The following is a 21,371-nucleotide window of genomic DNA, read 5'->3' as shown; positions in this document are numbered from 1 at the left end:
CACGTCGTCCGCCACTGTGATGGAACGACCCTCAGGCCGTATCCTTTCGGCCCATGGACGCCATCCCCTCAAGTACGGGGCCCTCCGGGGCCGCCTCCGCACCTGACCACGAGTCACCGCTCACCCCCAGCCGGGCGAGGCGCCGGTGAGCGCCGAGTGGCTCCTGCTCCTCCTGGTCGTCGTCCTGATCGCCGCGAACGCCGTGTTCGTGGCGGCCGAGTTCGCCCTCGTCACCGCTGACCGGCCCACCATCGCGCGCCTCGCCGACGAGGGTGACCGTCGAGCGTCCTCGGTCCGGACCGCCCTGCGCTCGCTGTCCACCCAGCTCTCCGGCGCCCAGCTGGGCATCACCGTGACCAGCCTGGTGGTCGGCTTCATCGCCGAACCTTCGATCGCGACGCTGCTGCGGGGGCCCCTCGAGCGGACTGCCCTGCCCGACGCGACCGCGTCCGGCATCGCGTTCGCCGCAGCCTTCATGATCGCCACCTCGACCCAGATGATCTTCGGGGAGCTCGTCCCCAAGAACTGGGCCATCGCCGAGCCGGTCCGGGTGGGTCGCGCGGTCTCCGACCTCCAGCGCGGCTTCACCTGGATCACCGGCCCGCTCATCCGCTTCCTCAACGGCTCGGCCAACCGCATCGTCCGGGCCCTGGGGATCGAACCCCAGGAGGAGCTCGCCTCGGCCCGCTCGGCCCAGGAGCTCGGCGCCCTGGTGGCCCGTTCGGCCCAGCGGGGTCTGCTGGACACCCAGGTCGCGCGTCGGCTGGCCCACTCGGTCGAGCTGGGCGAGCGCACCGCGTCCGACGCGATGACCCCACGCCCCCGGGTGCGGTTCGTGGACGCCACCGACCCGGTGAGCGACGTCCTGCGGCTCGCGGCCCGCACCGGCCACGCCCGCTTCCCGGTCCTCGGCGAGGACGTCGACGACGTCGTCGGGGTGGTGCACTTCAAGCACGCCCTGGCTGTCCCGGCCGACGAGCGTGACCTGCGCACGGTCGGCGAGATCGCGCGGGCCTCGCACGCGGTGCCCTCGACGATGCCGCTCGACGCGGTGCTCGAGGTCCTGCGCGAGGGCATGCAGCTCGCGGTCGTGGTCGACGAGTACGGCGGCACCGACGGCATCGTGACCCTCGAGGACCTCGTCGAGGAGATCGTCGGCGAGATCGAGGACGAGCAGGACCGCCCGCTGGGGCGGCACCGCCGCCTGACCGACGGCCGCTGGTCGCTCTCCGGCCTGCTCCGGCCCGACGAGGCCGGAGAGATCACCGGCCTGGACCTGCCCGACGGGCGCGAGTCCGACACCCTGGGCGGCCTGGTCACCGAACGCCTCGAGCGCTTCCCCGAGATCGGTGACGAGGTCGTCCTCGACGCCCGCGACACCGAGCACCCCGACGACGACGGCATCGCCACCCCCGTGAGGGTGCGGCTGCAGGTCACCCGCCTGGACGGGCGCCGGGTGGACCGCCTGGTGCTCTCGGCGGACATCCCGGACCACGAGGAGGACGACCGTGGCTGACACCACCGCGCTGCTGATCGCCGTGGCGCTGCTCGCCGGGAACGCCTTCTTCGTCGGGGCCGAGTTCGCGCTCATCTCGGCCCGCCGCACCCAGATCGAGCCGCGGGCCGCCGAGGGGTCGCGCTCGGCGCGCCTGACCCTGCGGGCCATGGAGAACGTCTCGCTGATGATGGCCGGCGCCCAGCTCGGCATCACCATGTGCTCGCTGGGACTGGGTGCCATCGGCGAGCCGGCTGTGGCCCACCTGCTGGAGGTCCCGCTCGCGGCGATCGGCGTCTCCGGGCCGTTGCTGCACGGCATCGCCTTCACCGTCGCCCTGGCGATCGTGGTCTTCCTGCACATGGTGCTCGGCGAGATGGTGCCCAAGAACATCGCCATCGCCGGGCCGGAACGTTCTGCCCTCGCGCTGGGACCGGCCCTCTACGGCGTCGTCATGGTGCTCAAGCCGCTCATCGTGTTCCTCAACTGGGTGGCGAACGTCGTCCTGCGGGCGCTGAGGGTCTCCCCCAAGGACGAGGTCACGTCGGTCTTCACGGCCGACGAGGTCGCGGCGTTCATCGCCGAGTCCCGCCAGGAGGGCCTGCTCGACGAGGAGGAGCACAGCCTCCTGGCCAGCGCCCTGAACATCAGCGTCGAGACGGTCGCGGCGGTCGCCGTGCCGCGCGCCGACCTCGTGGTGCTCCCGCACGGCGTCACCTCGGCCCAGGCCGAGGCGGAGTGCGTCCGGACCGGGTTCTCCCGCTTCCCGGTGGCGGGGCGCGACGGCTCCCTCGTCGGCTACGTGCACCTCAAGGACCTGCTGAGCGTCTCCGTCGAGGACGCCACCAAGCCGGTTGCTCCCCGTTGGATCCGCCCGCTCGCGAGCATCCCCGCCGAGACGACCCTCGACGCCGCGCTGACCGCGATGCAGGCCCGCGGCGCGCACGTCGCGCTGGTCACCCACGAGGGTGAGGTCGTCGGGGCCGCGATGCTCGAGGACGTGGTCGAGCGTCTGGTCGGTGAGGTCGCCGACGCCGCCCAGGCAGGGACCGGCTGACCCGTACCTGACGACCTGACCCGCACATGACGACGGGGACCGCCCGGCCTGAGCCGGATGGTCCCCGTCGTGGGTGCTGCGGTGCTGCTGCGCTCAGCCCTGGGGGGCGAGCAGGAAGCCGGTGCCCTCGGCCGACGGCGCGGCGTCGAGCTGCTGGTCGGCCAGCACCGTGGAGGTGGTGGGCTCGACGAAGACACGGGCGCCCTCGGCCTCGATGACCTCGTCACCCTCGACCGGTGCGGGAACCAGCGAGAGCTCGAAGTTGCCCACCTGGGCGGTCGACTCGGCGATCCGCAGACCACCCTCGTCGGGGAGTCCGGCGCGCTGGGAGATGTCCTGGACGGCGTGACGGGCGTTGTCGGTCAGGGTGAGCATGAGTGCTCCTTCGGGGTGTGCGATCGAAGACGTCGGGCACTCCCGCCGGTCGGGCGGGTGCGCGAACACTGCGTCTCGGGCTCATCCACCGTGTCGCGATCGGACGGGGCCTGCAAGTGGTCGGCCGTGATCGTCCACCCAGCGGACACCCGCCGACCGTCAGTCCTCGTCCTCGCCGGGCGTCGCGGGCAGTCCCTCGGCGGTGCGCTCACGCTCGGCGATGACGTCCTTCCCCGGGCCGGAGAACGCCTTGGACCGCTCGACCGCACCGATGCTCCCGGTGAACAGCCGGGAGTCCCGTCCCTCGTCGAGCAGCACCGTGTCGTCGGCGAGCTGCCGGGTCGAGCGACGACGACGCACCACGGTGGCCACGTGCTGCCCGGACGGTCCGGCGACGGGTCCGGCCGGCTGCGCGGGGATGCGCTGCGTCGGGTCCGGCTCGGGTGCCAGGGGACGGTCGGACGACCGGGCCGGTGCCTCGGCCCCGGTACGGGGTGCCGCGGCCTCGGTGCGAGGTGTCTCAGCCTCGGTGCGAGGTGTCTCGGCCCCGGCCGCGTCGGGGTCGGCCTGCGCAGGACGGCCCTCCTGGTCCTGCTCGACCACCACCTCACCCGTCGTGGTCGTGGACGGCTCGGGGAAGGGCGTGCGGACGTCGTCCTCCTGCGACGGCGGGGCGGCCCGGCGGGCGGCGGCTGCGCGCGCCTGGTCGTCATCGGGCGTCGCGGGGGTGATGTGCTCGGCGACCTGCGCCAGGCGGGTACGCGGGAGGGCCTCGGGGTGCTCGCGCTGCAGCCACGCGACGAGCTGCTCGCGCACGTGGCAGCGAAGGTCGAACAGGGTCGGGGCGTCCACGGCGCTCGCCAGGGCCCGCACGCGGACCGCGCCGTTGACGGCCTCGGTGACCTGCAGCACCCCCACGCGGTGGTCCCACAGGTCGCTGGCCGACAGGACGCGGGTGAGCTCGGCGCGCATCGCCGCGACCGGGACGGCCCAGTCGAGGTCCATCTCGACGGTCCCGAGCAGGTCCGCCTGGCGCCGGGTCCAGTTCTGGAAGGGCGTGGTCGTGAAGTAGGTCGAGGGCAGGATCAGCCGCCTGTCGTCCCAGATGTGGACCACGACGTACGTCATCGTGATCTCCTCGATCCGGCCCCACTCGCCGTCGACCACCACGACGTCGTCGACCCGCACGGCGTCGGTGAAGGCCAGCTGCATGCCGGCGAACACGTTGGCCAGGGAGGTCTGGGCGGCCAGGCCGACGACCACCGAGACCAGACCGGCCGAGGCCAGCACACCGGCCCCGGCGGCGCGCGCCCCCGGGAACGTCAGCAGCACACCGGCCACGGCGCAGACGACCAGCACCGCGACGGTGAGCCTGCGCAGCACCATCACCTGGGTGCGGACCCGTCGGGCGTGCCGGTTGTCGGGCACGTCCGTGCGGTAGCGGTCCATCGCCGAGTCCTCGATCACGAAGGCCAGCGCCCCGATGAGCCAGGCGACGCTCAGGATCAGCAGGATGAGCAGCAGGTGCTCGACCGCGGGCCGCCAGGCCGGGAACTCCTCGCCGACCGGGGACCGGCCGAGCAGGCGCACCGCGACCCACACGGTGCAGACCATGAGCACAGCGCGCAGCGGCAGGCGCCCCCGCCGGGCCAGGTTCTTGGCCAGGCGCGGACGACGGCGACCGCTGGCCCGGACCACCGCGGCGACGACCTCGGCCAGCACGAGGGCGACCACCAGCGCGGCGGCGACCACGAGCACGGCGACCACCGCCGAGACGGGTTCGTTCAGGACGATGTCGGACTCGGCGTCGTCGACGGCCGCGAGCCGGGCAGCAAGGTGTGGCGTCACCCGTTCAGGCTAGGACCTCCACGGCCCGTCGCGCTCCTGCCGACGGGTACCGGCCACTGACGCGTGGGGTTCGAGGTGCGGGGACACCTGAGCGGGTCTAGCGTCCCGGTGCACCTCTCGCAGACCGGCCCACAGGGCCTGGACCCCTGCCGCACCCGGCGGGGGCCGACAGACAGAAGGGCACCACCGTGACCATCACCGGCTTCATCACCGCCATCGTCATCGGCGCGATCATCGGAGCCCTCGGGCGCCTGTTCGCGCCCGGCAAGCAGGACATCTCGATCATCGCGACCATCATCGTCGGCATCCTCGCCGCGCTGATCGGCACGGCCATCGTCCAGGCGGCCACGGACGTCGACGGCTTCAGCATCCTCGAGCTGCTGGTCCAGATCGGGCTCGCTGTGGTCGGCGTCATCATCGCCTCGCGCCTGCTCGGAAGCCGCAAGACCCGCTGAGCCGGACAGCCCGCGCGCACGAGACGACCGGCTGACCCGGACGACCGGCACGCGCAGCACCACGACCTCTCCTCGGGGTCCCGGGGCGCGGTGGTCACCCGGCCACCGCGCCCCGGTGCGTGCGGGTACCAGGACACCCTCCCCCGCCGCCTTCTGTACTGTTCGGGTTTGTTGATATTTCTTGATTATTGTTGGTATCATGCCGCCATGACATGGATGGTGACAGGCGGAGCCGGGTACATCGGGTCGCACGTGGTGCAGGCCTTCCTCGATCGCGGGCTGCAGGTCGTGGTGCTCGACGACCTGTCCAGCGGGCACGCGGAGTTCGTCCCGGCCGGCACCCCCTTCGTGCGGGGCAGCCTCCTGGACGAGGCCCTGCTCACGACCACCCTGCGCGAGCACGCGGTGAGCGGCGTGGTGCACCTCGCCGGCTTCAAGTACGCCGGCGTGAGCGTCGACCGCCCGCTGCACACCTACGAGCAGAACGTCACCGGCACGGTGAACCTGCTGCGCGCGATGGGCAGCGCCGGGACCGACGCCATCGTCTTCTCCTCCTCGGCCGCGGTCTACGGCACCCCGCAGACCGACCTCGTCACCGAGGCCACCGCGACCAGGCCCGAGTCCCCCTACGGGGAGAGCAAGCTGATCGGCGAGTGGCTGCTGGCCGACCAGGCCCGCGCCACCGGCCTGCGCCACACCTCGCTGCGGTACTTCAACGTCGTGGGGTCAGGACGACCCGACCTGTACGACTCGAGCCCGCACAACCTCTTCCCGCTGGTGCTCGACGCCCTGGTCGAGGGCCGCACGCCCCGCATCAACGGCACCGACTACGACACGCCGGACGGCACCTGCGTCCGTGACTACATCCACGTCGCCGACCTCGCGCACTCCCATGTGACCGCCGCCGAGGTGCTCGACGGCGGTGGCACCCTCGAACCGGTCTACAACCTCGGCAGCGGGGACGGGGTCTCGGTGCGCCAGATCATGACCGCGATGGCCGACGTCACCGGCATCCCCTTCGAGCCCGAGACCGGGCCTCGCCGCGCGGGAGACCCCGCACGCATCGTCGCCTCGGGAGAGCTCGCCTCCCGCGACCTCGACTGGCAGATGCGGCACACGCTGCACGACATGGTCGCGAGCGCCTGGCAGGCCCGCAGCGCCGCCTGACCTGCGCCCCCTCAGACCTCGGGCCACGCGCCCCCTCAGCCCCCGGCAGCGCGCAGCCCTGGCAGGCGCGCGGCGACCTCCTCGAGCACCGACTCGCTCCCCGCGTAGATCCCGTGCTCGCGGGGCCAGTGCACGACGACGTCGGTGAACCCGAGCGCCGCAGCCCGCCGAACCCCCTCCTCGAGCACCCCGACGGACTCCAGCGAGTAGACCGGGGCCGCGTCGACGTTGAGGTACCGGTCGATCCCTGCCGGGTCACGACCCGCCTCGCGCGCAGCCTCCTCGAAGCGCGCCACCAGCCCCGCGAGACCGTCCCACCACTCCTCCTGGGCCTGCGCCACGCTCGTCGCGGCAGCCATGTCGGGCGGATGTCCGTACGTGGCCCAGCCCTGCCCGAAGCGTGCCGCCAGGCGCACCGCTCGTGGCCCGTTGGCAGCCATCACGAAGGGCACCCGGGGCGTCTGCACACAACCGGGCAGCATGCGGGCACCGTGCGCCGAGAAGTGCTCCCCGGACCGCTCGGTGACCGGGTGGGTGAGCAGCTCGTCGAGCATCACCACGAACTCCTCGAACCTGTCCGCGCGCACCCGGGGGGACACCGGCGGACCGAGCACCGACGCGTCGAAGCCGGTGCCGCCGGCACCAAGACCCAGCAGCAGGCGCCCCTCGCTCAGGTCGTCGAGTGCCATGACCTCCTTGGCGAAGGGCACCGGGTGGCGGTAGTTGGGGCTCGCCACCCAGGTCCCCAGCGGGATCCTCTCGGTCACGACAGCGGCGGCGGCCAGCAACGGCACCGTCGCGAACCACGGCTCGTCGGCCAGCGACTGCCAGGCCAGGTGGTCGTAGGTCCACGCGTGGTCGAAGCCGTACTCCTCGGCCCGCTGCCACCGCCCCTTGGCCACGGCCCACCTGTCCTGCGGCAGCAGGACGATCCCGATCCTCATGCGCCCTCCTCAGGCCCAGCCGAGCGCGTGCAGGCGCTCGTCGTCGATGCCGAAGTGGTGGGCGATCTCGTGGACCACCGTCACCGCGACCTCCTCGACCACCTCCTCGACCGTCTCGCAGATCGCGAGGGTCGGGTTGCGGAAGATCGTGATCCGGTCAGGGAGCGAGCCCGCGTCCCACCAGAGGTCACGCTCGGTGAGCGCGACGCCCTCGTACACACCCAGCAGCTCGGGCTCGCCGTCGGGCGGATCGTCCTCGACCAGCACCACGACGTTGTCGATCTGCGCGGCGAGCTCGGGCGGGATCAGGTCGAGGGCGTCACGGACCGCGTCCTCGAAGTCCTCGCGCGTCATGTCCACCACCGGGCCATCGTCCCAGAGTCGTCCCTGCGCGGGCGCCCGCGGCACCCGACCGCCCACCCGCAGCACCCGCTTTGGAGATCCTGCGGTCTACCCGTATGCTTTCCGAGGTCTTGCGACGCTTGACGTCACGGGCGTCCGTGACACGGCCCCCATCGTCTAGCGGCCTAGGACCCCGCCCTTTCACGGCGGTAGCACGGGTTCGAATCCCGTTGGGGGTACGAGCCTCTCGGCTCAGCACGACAGCAGGATCAGCACGACTCAGGTACCTTGTCTCACCACAAGGCCCCGTAGCGCAGTTGGTTAGCGCGCCGCCCTGTCACGGCGGAGGTCGCGGGTTCAAGTCCCGTCGGGGTCGCTCATCGTCCGCCCGGTCATCTGGCCGGGCGTCGGTGTCTGGCCAGATAGCTCAGTTGGTAGAGCGTTCGACTGAAAATCGAAAGGTCCGCGGTTCGAAACCGCGTCTGGCCACCAGCTCGACCACCACACGCGCCCCACCCGCCCGGACCCGACCGGCGCCGGTGGGGCGTCGTCGTCCCAGGTCGCGGGCGACCGCGACCGGAAGGACCATGGTCCCGATTGCCGAACCGGCCCCGGACCGGTTGGCTGGTGCCACCAGCGGCGCGATCCTGGCTCGACGCCGGCGCCGCACGACAGACAGACGAAGGACGTGATGAGGTGACCAGCACGCACACCACCCGCGGGCCCGAGGCCCGCCCGAGCATCGGTGAGCTCGTGGCGACCCTCTCGGACAAGCTCTCCCAGCTGATCCGCGACGAGATCCGGCTGGCCAAGGCCGAGATGGCCGAGAAGGCCAAGCACGCCGCGATCGGCGTGGGTCTCTTCGTCGGCGCCGCGCTGCTCGGGTTCTTCGCGCTGGCGGTGCTCATCACGACCGCGATCCTCGGGCTCGCCAACGCCGTCCCGGCCTGGCTCGCAGCCCTCATCGTGGGTCTGGTCCTGCTCATCATCGCGGCGGTGCTCGCCCTGCTGGGCAAGAAGGCCGTCTCCCAGGGCGTCCCGCCCGTCCCCGAGCGTGCCACCGAAGGCGTCAAGCGTGACGTCGACGCCATCAAGGAAGGTCTCAGCTCATGAGCACCACCCCCGCCAAGCCCGCCACCACCCCGCAGGAGATCGAGGCGGAGATCGCTCGCACCCGCGCCGAGCTCCAGGCCACGGTGGACCAGCTCTCCGAACGGCTCGACCCCCGCGTCCAGGCCGAGGAGGCGCGCGACGAGGCCAAGGCCGCGCTCGGCGACCTGCGTCGCCGGGTGACCGGTGACCCCCTGCTGCCCGGTGAGCAGCCCGCGACCACCAAGGGGTGGGTCGTCCTGGGCGCCGGCGCCGCGATCGCCGCACTGGTGACCGCAGCGGTCGTCCGCAAGCTCTGACCACTCCCTCCACGGGTCCTTCACACGGGTCGGGACTCGGTCGGTCGTTGCGGCCGAGTCCACCCGGTCGGGGGCCTCGGGGAGTCGCCGGAATAGGCGAGGACGATGTACGGTTGTCGCACGACGAGAGAGACACCAATCCCGGGGCCGCACGTGTGAGCACGTTGCCGCCCCGCTGTGACGTAAGAGGGGGTCGATGCCATGGGGCGCGGCCGTCAGAAGGCTAAGCAGACCAAGGTCGCTCGCGAGCTGAAGTACTCCAGCTACGAGCCGAACTACCGAGCCCTCGAGCAGGAGCTCACGTCTGGTGGACGCCGCAGCGACGTCGCGACCGAGAGCCGCCCGGCCCCGGTCGACGACACCGACGATGTCTCCGAGGTGTGGTCGGACGACGACTGACCACCGTCGCCAGGGAGCGGTGACGGGCACGCCCGCAGCCGCTCCGAGGTGGCGACGACGGGCAACTCCCAGGTGGCGGTCACCAGCGTCGCCCGGATCGTTCCCGGTGAGCACTGACCGGCATCCCGGGCGTCAGCTCGTGCGGTAGTCCCCGGCCATCAGCACCGCACCACCGTCGACACCCTTGGTCCCCGAGACCACCGCGCCCGACCCTGCGGCGACGCCGTCGGACTGCTTGACAGATCCCAGCACCCACGCCTCGACGCCCCGGGCAGCGCACAGCGCCAACGCCCGGTCGACGCCCTCGGGCCCGACGACGGCCACCATGCCCACGCCGAGGTTGAGGGTGCTCTCGAGGTCGTGACGTGGCACACCGCCCAGGTCACGGACCACGCTGAACACCGGCGGCACCACCCACGAGCCGCGGTCGACCGTGGCCACCAGGCCCCGAGGCAGCACCCGGGCGAGGTTGGCCGCCAGCCCACCCCCGGTGACGTGCGTGAAGGCGTGCACCTGGGCCGCCGGCTCGTGCGCCAGCGCCAGGCAGTCGAGCGCGTACACCCGGGTGGGCTCGAGGAGCTCCTCGCCGAGCGTGCGACCGAACTCGGGCACGTGCCGCCCCAGGTCCCAGCCCGCCTGCCGCACGACGGCGCGCACCAACGAGTAGCCGTTGGAGTGCAGCCCCGAGGAGCCCATCGCGACCAGGACGTCCCCCGCCCGTACCCGTTCGGGCCCGAGCAGCTCGTCGGCCTCGACCACACCGGTGGCAGCTCCTGCCACGTCGTACTCGTCGGGGGCGAGCAGCCCGGGGTGCTCGGCGGTCTCACCACCCACCAGGGCCGTGCCGGCCACCGTGCACGCCTCGGCGATGCCGCGCACGATGTCCGCGATGCGCTGCGGGACCACCTTGCCGGTCGCGATGTAGTCGGTCATGAACAAGGGGGTCGCGCCGACCACGACGATGTCGTCGACGACCATGCCGACCAGGTCGAACCCGATGGTGTGGTGGACGTCCATCGCCTGCGCGATGGCGACCTTGGTGCCCACACCGTCGGTCGAGGTGGCCAGCAGCGGCCGACGGTACGTGCTGACCGCAGAGAAGTCGTACAGGCCGGCGAAGCCGCCCACCCCGCCCAGCACCTGCGGGCCGTGGGTGGCACGCACCGCGCCCTTCATCAGCTCGACGGCCAGGTCACCGGCCTCGGTGTCGACCCCGGCCGAGGCGTAGGTCACCCCTTCGGGAGCGGCGCCGCTCACCGGGGCGGGGCCGCTCACGGGTGGTCGAGCGCGCCTGCGCCACCGCTCGAGACCGACAACGAGGACAGGCCGTCCTCGGGGGCACCCAGCGGCAGCTCGCTCTGCTCGAGCAGGTTCTTGCCCAGCCGGTCCGCGGGGGGCAGCTCGATCGGGTAGTGCCCGCTGAAGCAGGCCGTGCAGAGCTGGGACGAGGGCTGCTCGGTCGCGGCGACCATGCCCTCGAGCGAGATGTAGCCCAACGAGTCGGCGTCGATCGACCTGCCGACCTCCTCGGGGGACAGCCCGGTGGCGATCAGCTCGGCACGCGAGGCGAAGTCGATGCCGTAGAAGCAGGGCCACCGGACGGGCGGCGAGGAGATGCGCACGTGGATCTCGGCGGCGCCCGCCTCGCGGAGCATCCGCACCAGTGCCCGCTGGGTGTTGCCCCGGACGATCGAGTCGTCCACGACCACGAGCCGCTGCCCGCGGATGACGTCGCGCAGCGGGTTGAGCTTGAGCCGGATGCCCAGCTGGCGCAGCGTCTGCGACGGCTGGATGAAGGTGCGGCCCACGTAGGCGTTCTTGGTCAGTCCCTGGGCGTAGCGGATGCCCGACTCGGCCGCGTACCCGATCGCGGCGGGCGTGCCCGACTCGGGGACCGGGATCACCAGGTCGGCCTCGACCGGGAACTCGCGGGCCAGCGTACGGCCCATCTCGACCCGCGCGGCGTGGGTCGAGCGACCGGCGATCGTCGTGTCGGGGCGCGCCAGGTACACGTACTCGAAGACGCAGCCGGTGGGTGTTGCCGGGGCGAACCGCTGGGTGCGCAGGCCGTCGGCGTCGATCGCGATGAACTCGCCGGGCTCGACCTCCCGCACGAACGAGGCCCCGACGATGTCCAGCGCGGCGGTCTCGCTCGCCACGACCCAGCCACGCTCGAGCCGGCCCAGCACCAGCGGACGCACGCCGTGCGGGTCGCGGGCGGCGTACAGGGTGTGCTCGTCCATGAACACCAGCGAGAAGGCACCACGGAGCCTGGGGAGCACCTCGAGGGCCGTCGCCTCGAGGGTGTGGTCGGGGTCACCGGCCAGCAGCGCGGTGATCAGCGCGGTGTCGGTGGTGTTGCCCCGCCCGAGCTCGCTGCGACGCTGCGAGCCGTACCGCTCGGCGACCAGGTCGACCAGCTCGGCCGAGTTCGTGAGGTTCCCGTTGTGCCCCAGGGCGACCGTGCCGCCCGCGGTGGCTCCCAGCGTCGGCTGGGCGTTCTCCCAGACCGAGGCACCGGTCGTGGAGTAGCGGGTGTGGCCGATCGCGAGGTGCCCGGTCAGGGCGTTGAGGGCGGTCTCGTCGAAGACCTGCGAGACCAGGCCCATGTCCTTGTAGACCAGCAGCTGCTCGCCGTTCGAGGTCGCGATCCCCGCCGACTCCTGGCCGCGGTGCTGGAGGGCGTAGAGGCCGAAGTAGGTGAGCTTGGACACCTCCTCGCCGGGAGCCCAGACCCCGAAGACACCACAGGCGTCTTGGGGACCTTTCTCGCCAGGGAGCAGGTCATGAGTCAGTCGTCCGTCACCACGGGCCACGCGCTCATCGTCGCACAGGGTCGCCGGGGATCGCGCCCGCAGACCACTGGCCGGGCAGTCACGGCGTCGGGCGCCGTCAGCGTCGCGCCAAGCGTGCGGTCAGCGTCGCCGGGAGCGCTGGTCGACCAGCACGGCGACCAGTCCGCCGAGCAGCGCACCTGCCAGGCAGAACGCCAGCGCCAGGAAGGTCAGGGTCGTGCCCCGGCCCAGCGGGCCGTCCGAGGGGTGCAGGATCACCAGCAGGGTCGCCGCGACCGCACCGAGGATCACCCCCGTGCTCACGAAGGCGCGGAAACGGGGGGCACGGCGCACGGTGGCGGGTGTCGCGTCGCGCTCGAGCTCGCTCTCGGAGGGCACGTCGGGCGGCAGGGGACGAGGGTCCGGGTCGGGTGCGCTCACACCCGGACCCTACCCGCGCCCCCTGCGCGCCTCACGCCTGCGCGATCCTCAGGAGACCTCGCAGGCCGCGCCGTCGAGGGTGAAGCCGACCGGCTGTCCCGGCCAGCTCACCGCCGTGCCCTGGAAGCCGAAGACCACCGAGCGACCGGGACGGATCGTGCGGTTGAGCGGCGAGGCCTTCGCGGTGACCGTGGTGCCCACCTGGGTCACGTCGGCCACCAGGCCCCGACGCACCTGCTCACCACGGGTGAAATCCCACTGCAGCTCCCAGCCGGTGAGCGGGGCGTCGGTCTCGTTGGTGACCCGCACCAGGCCGAGGAACGGTCCCCGGCGCAGCCCGAGGGCCCGGTACTCGACCGTGCACGCGGGCCCGACCTGCTGCTCGGCGAGCGGCAGCGGCACGGTGACCGTCGTCCCGGTCGCCGGGACCGTGGCGACCACCTCGAGCGCGGTGCCCGTGGCCCCCTGCGGGACGGTCACCACGACGGTCGCCCGACCCACCTCGTCGGTCGAGTCCACGATCGCGGGATCGATCGGGAAGGTCCCGGCCGGCTCCCCGCCGACGGTCACGGCGACCTCGGTCGCGTCGTCCGGCCCGCCGCTGAAGAGCAGGGACGAGAGCAGGACCGTGGCCTCCTGACCGGGGGCGTACCCGCCGGTGGGCGGGTCCACGACCTGCACACCCACGGCCCGCTGCGCGGGGTCGGGCGCGATCGGCGAGAGCTCGGCGAAGTAGTCGACGAACGCCTGCAGGTCCACCCGGCCCGAGTCCCGCGCGTCGGCCCCCTGGGCGAGCGTCGCGAAGTTGTCGCCGCCCGAGGCGAGGAAGGAGTTGACGACCACGACGTAGCCGGCTGTGGGATCGATCGGCTCGTCCTCGAGCAGCACCTGGGTGACCCGTTCACCACGGGGGGCGGTCGGGTCGTAGGTGTAGGTCAGCGACTGCGAGACCCCGAGCTTGAGGAACGGCCGGCTCGACCCGTCGGGCTGCCACTGCTCCTCGAGCACGTCGACCACCTGCTGACCCGTGAGGGTCGTGGTGACCAGGGTGTTGGCGAACGGCTGGACGTTCGCCGCCTCACGGAACGTCACGTTGCCGTCAGGGTCGTCCGGACCGGTCGAGGCGTAGGTGAGGTCGGCCCGCAGCCCACCAGGGTTCATGAAGGCGATCTGCGTGCCCGCGTCCTGCGTGGCCCACAGCTGGACGTCGGCGACCAGGTTGCCCAGGGTCGACTCCCCACCCCGGTTCTCCGAGCCGTTCGTCTGCCGCGCCCGGGTGAGGTCCTCGGTGATCTCGCCCAACGACACCCGGCCCAGCTCGTCGGCCACCGCCACGGCGTCGGCGACGATCTGCGCGACCTCGGGGTCGGCCGGGAAGGCAGCGACCCCTCCGGGGGCCAGCGGCACGATCTCCGAGGAGCTCGCGACCACCTCGCCCTCCGCGGTGTCCACCGTCAGGGTGACCCGTGCGAGCGCCTCGCCGTACTGGGCACCCTGCACCACCGGACGGGTCAGCCCCTCGGTCCAGCCCTCGACGGGCAGCTGGTGGGCGTGCGTCTGGTGGGTGTGACCGGCGAAGATCGCGTCGACGTCGGCGCTCACCTCGGTGGCGATCCGACCGAAGGCCGAGTCGTCCGTGGCGTCCTGGACCTCGCCGGTCACGGGCCCCTCGTGGACCAGCAGCACCAGCACGTCCGCCTCGCCGTTGGCCTGGTCCCCGTCGCTGAGCTGGTCGGCGACCCGGTTCACCTCCTCGACCACCGACCGGATCTCGAGCGACTCGATGCCCGCGGGGGTGACCAGCGTCGGCAGGTCCTCGGTGACGGCCCCGATGAAGCCCACCGTGACACCGTCGACCTCGGTGAGCCAGTACTCGTCGAAGGCCGCCTCACCGGTCGCCCGGTCGTAGACGTTCGCCGCCAGGTGCGGGAAGTCGGCCGCCGGGATCACCCGGTCGTCGAGGTCGACCCGTCCGCGGTCGAACTCGTGGTTGCCCAGGGCCGAGACGTCCAGGCCCATCGCGTTGAGCGCGTCGATCGTGGGGGTGTCGTCCTGCACGAAGGACGTGAAGGTCGACGCACCGATGTTGTCCCCCGCGGAGACGAACAGGGTGTGGGGGTTGGCCGAGCGGAAGGCGTTCACCGCGCCGGCCAGCACCGCGGCCCCGGCCGTCGTGCCGGACGCCTCGAGGCGCCCGTGGAAGTCGTTGATGCCCAGCAGGTCGATCTCGACCGTGCCGTCACCCCCGTCACCGGAACCGGCAGCGGTCAGGCCGAGCAGCACCGGGTCGTGGTCCGAGGACCGGTACACCGTGCCGGCCTCGACCTGCGGCAGCCCGCCGTAGTACTGGAAGGCGAACCACTCCGGGGAGTTGATCTCCCACACGTCTGCCCCGGTCACCCGCGCGGCGAAGGACGGCGTGGCCAGGGCGTGGTCGAGCGAGCCGAGCTCGCCGTCGAAGGTGTACGTGTACTGGCCCGGCGCATGGGTCGTGACCAGGTCGACGAAGCCCGCGGCCGCGAACGTGCGGATCGGGTCCTCCTGGCTGTAGGAGTTCAGGTCGCCGAGCACGACGACGTCCTGCGTGCCGGCGGCCTGCTGGAGCTCGGCGACGAACTCGACGACGGCGGTGGCCTGCCCGACCCGCTCGGTGTTGAACCGACCCTGGCCGTCCGGCGGCTCGGGGCCGTCGCCGCCCTTGGACTTGAAGTGGTTGGCCACGACCGCGAAGGGAGCGCCGGCGCCGTCGGCCGGGGTGAAGACCTGACCGATCGGCTCGCGGGCGATGTCCCAGACCTCCTCGTCGACGGGGGCCTCGCTCTGCCCGACCGGGGAGAGCGCCTCGGGCCGGTAGATGATCGCGTTCATGATGACGTCGGTGTCCGGGGCGTCCTGCCCGACGAGCACCTCTGGCGTCGGGACGTAGGCCCACTCGGGTCCTCCGGCCGCGGCGTTGAGGCCCTCGACCAGGTCGGCCAGGGCGACGTCGGGGGTGCCGTCGCCGAAGTGGATCGAGTTCTCGATCTCCTGGAGGGCGACGACGTCGGCCCCCAGACCGGTGATCGCGGCGACGATCTTGGCCTTCTGCAGGTCGAACTGCGCCTGGTTGCGTGCACCGCGCGCGTCCGGGTCCGCCTCGGTGAAGGTCGTGAAGTAGTTCAGGACGTTGAAGGCCGCGACGACCAGGTCACCGCCGACCTCGTCGGGGGCCGCCGGGCGCGGGTTGCGCTGCTCGAACCCGGCCTTCTGGTCCTCGGGGGTGCTCGCGTCGATCGGGGTGAGCGGCTGCAACCGCCACCGGTCGAAGCCGTAGTGCAGCACGTAGGTCAGGTCGCCGAAGTCCACGGCGTCGCCGTTGCGCACGACCCGGTCGGCGCTGAGGTACGGCTGCGTGGCGGTGGTGACCTGGCTGCTGCGGCCGTCGTCGAGCAGCAGCCGCCTCGCGGCGTTCTGCGCGGCGATCGCGTCGGCCTCGGGCCCGGCCACCACCTGCTCGGTGCTCTTGACCGGAAGGGTGTCACCGGCACTCAACCAGAGGGCACCGAAGCGGTCGACCTCGTGGGTCGAGGCCACCAGGTAGTCGCCCTCGGGCTGGACCAGCATGCTCTCGTACTGCTCACGCTCGTCGCCCAGCACGGTGGGTGGCAGGCTCACCGGGGTCGGCAGCGCGTCCGGCTCGCCGAGCACCTCCACCACGGCGGCCTGCCCGCTCGCGTTGATCTGCGTCAGCCCGAAGTACTCGCCCGCCACTCCGGTCACCCGCACCAGGTCGCCGATGGCGGCCGTGGTGGTCACGTTGCCGAGGAAGACGAAGATGCCGTCCGATGCCCCCGGTGTGCCGCCGTACGGACCGCCCGATCCCTCGGTCTGCACGTAGAGGCCCCGGTAGCCACCCGTGGTGTGGTCGGCCGTGACCACACCCTGGACAGTCACGGTCTGCCCGGCGAGGGGGGTCGCGTCCCCGGTGCCCTGGACCTGCGCGATGGTGTGGGTGACCTCGACGGACGCCGTGGGGATGACCTCGACCGCTGCCGCGGGAGTCATGACGACGGCGGTCAGGCTCAGGGCGCTGACCGCCGCGACGGGCAGAAGACGCCGGGTACGACGTCGGGTGATGGGCATCGCTGCAGACCTCCAGGGGCCGTGGCATGCGGGGTCGGCGCTGGCGCGCCCGGACTCCGTGCACGCTAGACCCGCTGCGGGTGAAAGATCCAGACCTCCTGTGACGGCTGTCACGTGCCGCGTGACAGTGTTCATGCTGCGGTCATCGGCGTCCCACCCACCGGTCACCCGGGGCACACCGGCTACCGCGGGCGAGCCGCCTGGAGCGGCAGCAGCCCGGCGAGGTCGGCCCGCTCCCCCGAGGCGATCACCCGACCGGCGTCGACCGCCTCAGCCCACGACGACGCACCGGTCGCCAGCTCGAGCCACGTCACCGGGTCGGTCTCCACGACGTTGGGCGGGGTGCCCCGGGTGTGACGCGGCCCGGCGACCGCCTGCACCGCGCCGTCGGGCGGGACGCGGACCTCCACGGCATTCCCCGGAGCGACGTCGGCGAGCTCCTCGAGGGTGAACCGCACGGCGGTCCGCACCACCGACCGCGGCGCCACGGACGGGTCGGCCCGCCAGGTCGCGACCGCGGCGCGGCCCTGCGCAGGATCGGTGCGGCGACGCGGGGGCATACGACCAGCCAACCACGCAGGACCGGACGGTGCTCGACGCCCCTCAGACCACGCCGAGGGCGAGCATCGCGTCGGCGACGCGGCGGAACCCGGCGATGTTCGCGCCCACGACGTAGTTCCCGGGCGCCCCGAACTCCTCAGCGGTCTCGGCGCAGCGGTCGTGGATGCCCGTCATGATCGCGGCCAGCCGTTGCTCGGTGTGCTCGAAGCTCCACGAGTCCCGTGAGGCGTTCTGCTGCATCTCCAGGGCCGAGGTCGCCACACCCCCGGCGTTGGCGGCCTTGCCCGGGGCGAACAGCACGCCGCCGTCGACCAGCAGCGAGGCCGCCCCCGGGGTGGTCGGCATGTTCGCGCCCTCGGCGACGGCCACGACGCCGTGGTCGAGGAGGCGACGCGCGCCGTCGACCGTCAGCTCGTTCTGCGTCGCGCACGGCAGGGCGACGTCCACCGGGACGTCCCAGATGCAGCCGCCGGGCACGAAGGTCGACGACGGCCGCTCGGCGACGTAGTCCACCGCGCGACCTCGCCGGACCTCCTTGATCTCCTGGAGCAGCGCCAGGTCGACACCCGACTCGTCGACCACGTAGCCCGAGGAGTCCGAGAAGGTCACCACCCGCGCACCCAGCGCCTGCGCCTTCGCGATCGCGTAGATCGCGACGTTTCCGGCACCCGAGACCGCGACCCGTCGACCGTCGAGAGACTCCCCGCGGGTCGCGAGCATGCGCTCGGCGAACAGCACCGTGCCGAACCCGGTCGCCTCCGTCCGCGCGAGCGAACCGCCCCAGCCGACCCCCTTGCCGGTGAGCACCCCCGACTCGTAGCGGTTGGTGATCCGCTTGTACTGACCGAAGAGGAAGCCGATCTCCCGACCGCCCACACCGATGTCGCCCGCGGGCACGTCGGTGTACTCCCCGATGTGCCGGTACAGCTCGGTCATGAACGACTGGCAGAAGCGCATCACCTCGCCCTCGGAGCGGCCCCGCGGGTCGAAGTCCGACCCGCCCTTGCCGCCGCCGAGGGGCATGCCCGTCAGGGCGTTCTTGAACACCTGCTCGAAGCCCAGGAACTTCACGATGCCCAGGTACACCGAGGGGTGGAACCGCAGCCCGCCCTTGAACGGTCCCAGGGCCGAGTTGTACTCGACGCGGAAGCCGCGGTTGATCTGGACGGCGCCCGAGTCGTCGACCCACGGCACCCGGAAGATGATCTGGCGCTCGGGTTCGCAGATCCGCTGGAGCACCGCGGCATCCATGTAGTGCGGGTGGGCCCGCACCACCGGCCCCAGCGACTCGAAGACCTCGCGGACGGCCTGGTGGAACTCCCCCTCGCCCGGGTTGCGGTGGAGCACCTGCGCGAAGACGGGCTCGAGCTGGCTGTCCAGGGCGTTGGTCATGCGGGTTCTCCTCGGTGGGGACGGCACCGTCGTGCTGGTCCCCACCGGAGCTCCGGCGGCCAGCGCCGGCGGATCAGGATCGGCGGCTCAGGCGAAGTACCCCGGCAGGGTGTCCCGGTGCGCGCGGTCGAGCTCGGACAGCGGAACGGTGAACAGGTCCTTGACCTCCAGGACGGGCTCCTCGGCACGGTCCGCGTCGCTGTCCGGGGCCGCAGCGTCATCGGTCACACCGATGCGCAGCACCGGCACCCCGCGAGCCGTGGCGAGGTCGACGAAGCTGACCTCCTCGCTGCGGGGGACGGCCACGACCGCGCGGGCGGTCGACTCGGAGAACAGCGCCTCGAACGGGGTCACGCCGTCCCGCTCGCACAGCTCGGCCAGACGCACCCGGGCCCCCATGCCGAACCGCAGGCAGGCCTCGACCAGGGCCTGCGCGAGCCCGCCCTCGGACAGGTCGTGCGCAGCGTCGACGAGCCCGTCGCGGGAGGCGTTGACCAGCACCGTCGCGAGCGCCCGCTCGGCCTCCAGGTCGACCGCGGGCGGCAGACCGCCGAGGTGACCGTGGACCACGTCGGCCCAGGTGGAGCCGTCGAGCTCGCCCCGCGTGGTGCCGAGCAGGAAGATCGCCTGCCCGGGGGCACGCCAGCCCGAGGGGGTCGCCCGGGCGACGTCGTCCAGGACACCCAGCACGCCGACCACCGGGGTCGGGTGGATCGAGGAGTCGATCTGACCCGGCTCACCCGTGCCGTTGTAGAGCGAGACGTTGCCGCCGGTGACCGGGACACCCAGCACCGCGCACGCGTCGGCCAGCCCGGTGATCGCCTGGACCAGCTGCCACATGGCATCCGGGTCCTCGGGCGAGCCGAAGTTGAGGCAGTCGGTCACGGCCAGCGGGCGTGCGCCGGTCACGGCCACGTTGCGGTACGCCTCGGCCAGGGCCAGCTGCGCGCCGGTGTACGGGTCGAGCTTGGCGTACCGGCCGTTGGCGTCGGTCGCGAGCGCCACGCCCAGGCCGGTGGTCTCGTCGACCCGGACCACGCCGCCGTCGTCGGGCTGGGCCAGGGCCGTGTTGCCCTGCACGAAGCGGTCGTACTGGTCGGTGACCCAGGACTTGCTCGCGAGGTTGGGGCAGGCGACCAGTCGCAGCAGGGTCTCGCGGAGCTCGGCGGGGGTCGCGGCGCGGGGGTAGCGGGCCGCACCCTGCTCGCCGCTGACCGTGTCGGCCTGCAGCGCGTCCATCCAGGCCGGCCGGGCGTAGGGACGGTGGTAGACCGGGCCCTCGTGGGCGACCGTCTTGGGGTCGACGTCCACGATGGTGTGCCCGTGGTGGTCGATCACCAGGCGGCCGGTGCCGGTGACCTCGCCGATCACCGCGGTCTCGACGTTCCAGCGGTCGGTGATCGCCAGGAACTCCTCGAGCCTCTCGGGCGCGACGACCGCCATCATGCGTTCCTGGGACTCGGACATGAGGATCTCGCCCGGTGTCAGGCTCGGGTCGCGCAGCAGGACCTTCTCGAGGTCCACGTGCATGCCGCCCTCGCCGTTGCTCGCGAGCTCCGAGGTCGCGCACGAGATGCCCGCCGCGCCCAGGTCCTGGATGCCCTCGACCACGCGCGCCGCGTACAGCTCGAGGCAGCACTCGATGAGCACCTTCTCCATGAACGGGTCGCCCACCTGGACGCTGGGCCGCTTGGAGGGCTTGGTGTCGTCGAAGGTCTCGCTCGCCAGGATGGACGCCCCGCCGATGCCGTCACCACCGGTGCGCGCGCCGAAGAGCACGACCTTGTTGCCGACCCCCGAGGCGTTGGCCAGGTGGATGTCCTCGTGCCGCAGCACCCCCAGGGCCAGGGCGTTGACCAGCGGGTTGCCCTGGTAGGAGGCGTCGAACACCGTCTCGCCGCCGATGTTCGGCAGGCCCAGGCTGTTGCCGTACCCGCCGACCCCTGCGACGACCCCGTGCACCACACGTCCGGTGTCCGGGTGGTCGACCGCGCCGAAACGCAGCTGGTCCATCACGGCCACCGGCCGCGCGCCCATCGAGATGATGTCCCGCACGATGCCGCCCACGCCCGTGGCCGCGCCCTGGTACGGCTCGACGAAGCTGGGGTGGTTGTGGCTCTCGACCTTGAAGGTCACCGCCCAGCCGTCACCGATGTCGACCACCCCGGCGTTCTCGCCGATGCCGACCAGCAGGTGCTCGGTCATCTCGGGGGTGGTCTTCTCGCCGAACTGGCGCAGGTGCACCTTGGACGACTTGTACGAGCAGTGCTCGGACCACATGACCGAGTACATCGCGAGCTCGGCCGCGGTGGGACGACGGCCCAGGATGTCGAGGATCCGCTGGTACTCGTCCGGCTTGAGACCCAGCTCGGCGAAGGGGAGCTCGGTCTGCGGGGTGGAGATGGCGTGCTCGACGGTGTCGAGGTGTGCCAGGTCAGGAGCGGTGCTCATCGGTTCCCTACCTCAAGGCCCAGGTGAAGGCCTCAGGCTACCCGGGTCGGGGCGGCACCAGGTCGGCGGTCTCGTGAGCCGGAGGTGACACCGGTCCGGGCCACCGGCGCAGCACACCAAGAGGGCGCACGTTCCCCTG

General features: G+C 72.2%; 18 protein-coding genes and 3 tRNA genes. 10 read left to right on the top strand and 11 right to left on the bottom strand.

All coding sequences use genetic code 11. The features are described from left to right. Positions 1 to 145 precede the first annotated feature (145 nt). Together M1R94_RS19175 and M1R94_RS19170 are read left to right on the top strand one after the other, a co-directional pair. Complete coding sequence (locus M1R94_RS19175; RefSeq protein ID WP_249383337.1) at positions 146 to 1,516, top strand: hemolysin family protein; 1,371 nt, start codon at positions 146 to 148, stop codon at positions 1,514 to 1,516. Then, positions 1,509 to 2,552 (top strand): hemolysin family protein, encoded by a 1,044-nt coding sequence (locus tag M1R94_RS19170; RefSeq protein WP_249383336.1) that lies wholly within the window; start codon positions 1,509 to 1,511, stop codon positions 2,550 to 2,552. The genes M1R94_RS19175 and M1R94_RS19170 overlap by 8 nt, the downstream gene beginning before the upstream one ends. A gap of 93 nt (positions 2,553 to 2,645) precedes the next feature. Here M1R94_RS19170 and M1R94_RS19165 read toward each other — a convergent pair whose 3' ends face one another. Beyond that, on the bottom strand, positions 2,646 to 2,927 hold the full coding sequence (locus M1R94_RS19165; protein WP_249383335.1) for an adhesin: 282 nt from the start codon (positions 2,925 to 2,927) through the stop codon (positions 2,646 to 2,648). Positions 2,928 to 3,086: 159 nt separating this feature from the next. Then, complete coding sequence (locus M1R94_RS19160; protein ID WP_249383334.1) at positions 3,087 to 4,775, bottom strand: mechanosensitive ion channel family protein; 1,689 nt, start codon at positions 4,773 to 4,775, stop codon at positions 3,087 to 3,089. Between the two features lie 188 nt (positions 4,776 to 4,963). Here M1R94_RS19160 and M1R94_RS19155 point away from each other — a divergent pair, with 188 nt between their 5' ends. Then, a complete protein-coding gene (locus M1R94_RS19155; RefSeq protein WP_249383333.1) occupies positions 4,964 to 5,230 on the top strand; it encodes a GlsB/YeaQ/YmgE family stress response membrane protein in 267 nt (88 codons plus the stop codon). A 207-nt stretch (positions 5,231 to 5,437) separates the two neighbouring features. Then, entirely contained in the window at positions 5,438 to 6,397 is a 960-nt protein-coding gene (galE, locus tag M1R94_RS19150; RefSeq protein WP_249383332.1) for a UDP-glucose 4-epimerase GalE, read from the top strand. Between the two features lie 35 nt (positions 6,398 to 6,432). On the opposite strand, the gene M1R94_RS19145 is transcribed toward galE, so the two are convergent. Together M1R94_RS19145 and M1R94_RS19140 are read right to left on the bottom strand one after the other, a co-directional pair. Continuing rightward, a complete protein-coding gene (locus tag M1R94_RS19145) occupies positions 6,433 to 7,341 on the bottom strand; it encodes an LLM class flavin-dependent oxidoreductase (protein ID WP_249383331.1) in 909 nt (302 codons plus the stop codon). Between the two features lie 9 nt (positions 7,342 to 7,350). After that, the gene (locus M1R94_RS19140) at positions 7,351 to 7,695 is read right to left on the bottom strand and encodes a metallopeptidase family protein (protein ID WP_249383352.1); all 345 of its coding nucleotides are present in this window, start codon (positions 7,693 to 7,695) and stop codon (positions 7,351 to 7,353) included. A gap of 154 nt (positions 7,696 to 7,849) precedes the next feature. Here M1R94_RS19140 and M1R94_RS19135 point away from each other — a divergent pair. From M1R94_RS19135 to M1R94_RS19110, 6 genes are all read left to right on the top strand, one after another. After that, positions 7,850 to 7,922, top strand: a tRNA-Glu gene (locus M1R94_RS19135). 63 nt (positions 7,923 to 7,985) lie between these two features. Continuing rightward, positions 7,986 to 8,059: transfer RNA gene (locus M1R94_RS19130), tRNA-Asp, on the top strand. A gap of 40 nt (positions 8,060 to 8,099) precedes the next feature. Beyond that, positions 8,100 to 8,175 (top strand) — tRNA-Phe (locus M1R94_RS19125). Between the two features lie 204 nt (positions 8,176 to 8,379). Then, on the top strand, positions 8,380 to 8,796 hold the full coding sequence (locus M1R94_RS19120) for a phage holin family protein (RefSeq protein WP_249383330.1): 417 nt from the start codon (positions 8,380 to 8,382) through the stop codon (positions 8,794 to 8,796). Further along, positions 8,793 to 9,092, top strand: a complete 300-nt coding sequence (locus tag M1R94_RS19115; protein WP_249383329.1) for a DUF3618 domain-containing protein — start codon at positions 8,793 to 8,795, stop codon at positions 9,090 to 9,092. The genes M1R94_RS19120 and M1R94_RS19115 overlap by 4 nt, the downstream gene beginning before the upstream one ends. A 201-nt stretch (positions 9,093 to 9,293) precedes the next feature. Next, positions 9,294 to 9,491, top strand: coding sequence for a DUF3073 domain-containing protein (locus tag M1R94_RS19110; protein WP_249383328.1), 198 nt, complete (start codon positions 9,294 to 9,296; stop codon positions 9,489 to 9,491). A gap of 132 nt (positions 9,492 to 9,623) precedes the next feature. Here the strand turns inward: M1R94_RS19110 and purM are convergent, their stop codons facing one another. The 7 genes from purM to purL all read right to left on the bottom strand — a co-directional run bounded on the left by purM (position 9,624) and on the right by purL (position 21,232). After that, positions 9,624 to 10,766, bottom strand: a complete 1,143-nt coding sequence (gene purM, locus M1R94_RS19105) for a phosphoribosylformylglycinamidine cyclo-ligase (protein ID WP_249383327.1) — start codon at positions 10,764 to 10,766, stop codon at positions 9,624 to 9,626. Then, positions 10,763 to 12,307: an amidophosphoribosyltransferase gene (gene purF / locus M1R94_RS19100; RefSeq protein WP_249383326.1), complete on the bottom strand. Its 1,545-nt coding sequence runs from the start codon at positions 12,305 to 12,307 to the stop codon at positions 10,763 to 10,765. Before purF ends, purM begins: the two co-directional genes overlap by 4 nt. Before the next feature lie 99 nt (positions 12,308 to 12,406). Then, the gene (locus tag M1R94_RS19095) at positions 12,407 to 12,706 is read right to left on the bottom strand and encodes a histidine kinase (RefSeq protein ID WP_249383325.1); all 300 of its coding nucleotides are present in this window, start codon (positions 12,704 to 12,706) and stop codon (positions 12,407 to 12,409) included. 48 nt (positions 12,707 to 12,754) lie between these two features. Next, the gene (locus tag M1R94_RS19090) at positions 12,755 to 16,828 is read right to left on the bottom strand and encodes an ExeM/NucH family extracellular endonuclease (RefSeq protein WP_249383324.1); all 4,074 of its coding nucleotides are present in this window, start codon (positions 16,826 to 16,828) and stop codon (positions 12,755 to 12,757) included. 182 nt (positions 16,829 to 17,010) lie between these two features. Next, positions 17,011 to 17,388, bottom strand: a complete 378-nt coding sequence (locus tag M1R94_RS19085) for a sterol carrier family protein (protein ID WP_249383323.1) — start codon at positions 17,386 to 17,388, stop codon at positions 17,011 to 17,013. 43 nt (positions 17,389 to 17,431) lie between these two features. Beyond that, positions 17,432 to 18,769: an NADP-specific glutamate dehydrogenase gene (gene gdhA / locus M1R94_RS19080; protein ID WP_249383351.1), complete on the bottom strand. Its 1,338-nt coding sequence runs from the start codon at positions 18,767 to 18,769 to the stop codon at positions 17,432 to 17,434. Positions 18,770 to 18,868: 99 nt separating this feature from the next. After that, the gene (purL, locus tag M1R94_RS19075) at positions 18,869 to 21,232 is read right to left on the bottom strand and encodes a phosphoribosylformylglycinamidine synthase subunit PurL (protein WP_249383322.1); all 2,364 of its coding nucleotides are present in this window, start codon (positions 21,230 to 21,232) and stop codon (positions 18,869 to 18,871) included. Positions 21,233 to 21,371 lie beyond the last annotated feature (139 nt).

This window comes from Actinotalea alkalitolerans, assembly GCF_023369855.1.
GTDB lineage: Bacteria > Actinomycetota > Actinomycetes > Actinomycetales > Cellulomonadaceae > Actinotalea.
The sequence above is the reverse complement of the archived record's forward strand: the minus strand, read 5'-3'. Positions and strand labels throughout refer to the sequence as shown.

Bases quoted from the DNA above. Each gene is read 5' to 3' on its own strand.
- purL (WP_249383322.1), bottom strand. From the start codon at position 21,232: ATGAGCACCGCTCCTGACCTGGCACACCTCGACACCGTCGAGCACGCC.
- galE (WP_249383332.1), top strand. From the start codon at position 5,438: ATGACATGGATGGTGACAGGCGGAGCCGGGTACATCGGGTCGCACGTG.
- M1R94_RS19090 (WP_249383324.1), bottom strand. From the start codon at position 16,828: ATGCCCATCACCCGACGTCGTACCCGGCGTCTTCTGCCCGTCGCGGCG.
- M1R94_RS19085 (WP_249383323.1), bottom strand. From the start codon at position 17,388: ATGCCCCCGCGTCGCCGCACCGATCCTGCGCAGGGCCGCGCCGCGGTC.
- M1R94_RS19165 (WP_249383335.1), bottom strand. From the start codon at position 2,927: ATGCTCACCCTGACCGACAACGCCCGTCACGCCGTCCAGGACATCTCC.
- M1R94_RS19110 (WP_249383328.1), top strand. From the start codon at position 9,294: ATGGGGCGCGGCCGTCAGAAGGCTAAGCAGACCAAGGTCGCTCGCGAG.
- M1R94_RS19115 (WP_249383329.1), top strand. From the start codon at position 8,793: ATGAGCACCACCCCCGCCAAGCCCGCCACCACCCCGCAGGAGATCGAG.
- M1R94_RS19145 (WP_249383331.1), bottom strand. From the start codon at position 7,341: ATGAGGATCGGGATCGTCCTGCTGCCGCAGGACAGGTGGGCCGTGGCC.
- M1R94_RS19140 (WP_249383352.1), bottom strand. From the start codon at position 7,695: ATGACGCGCGAGGACTTCGAGGACGCGGTCCGTGACGCCCTCGACCTG.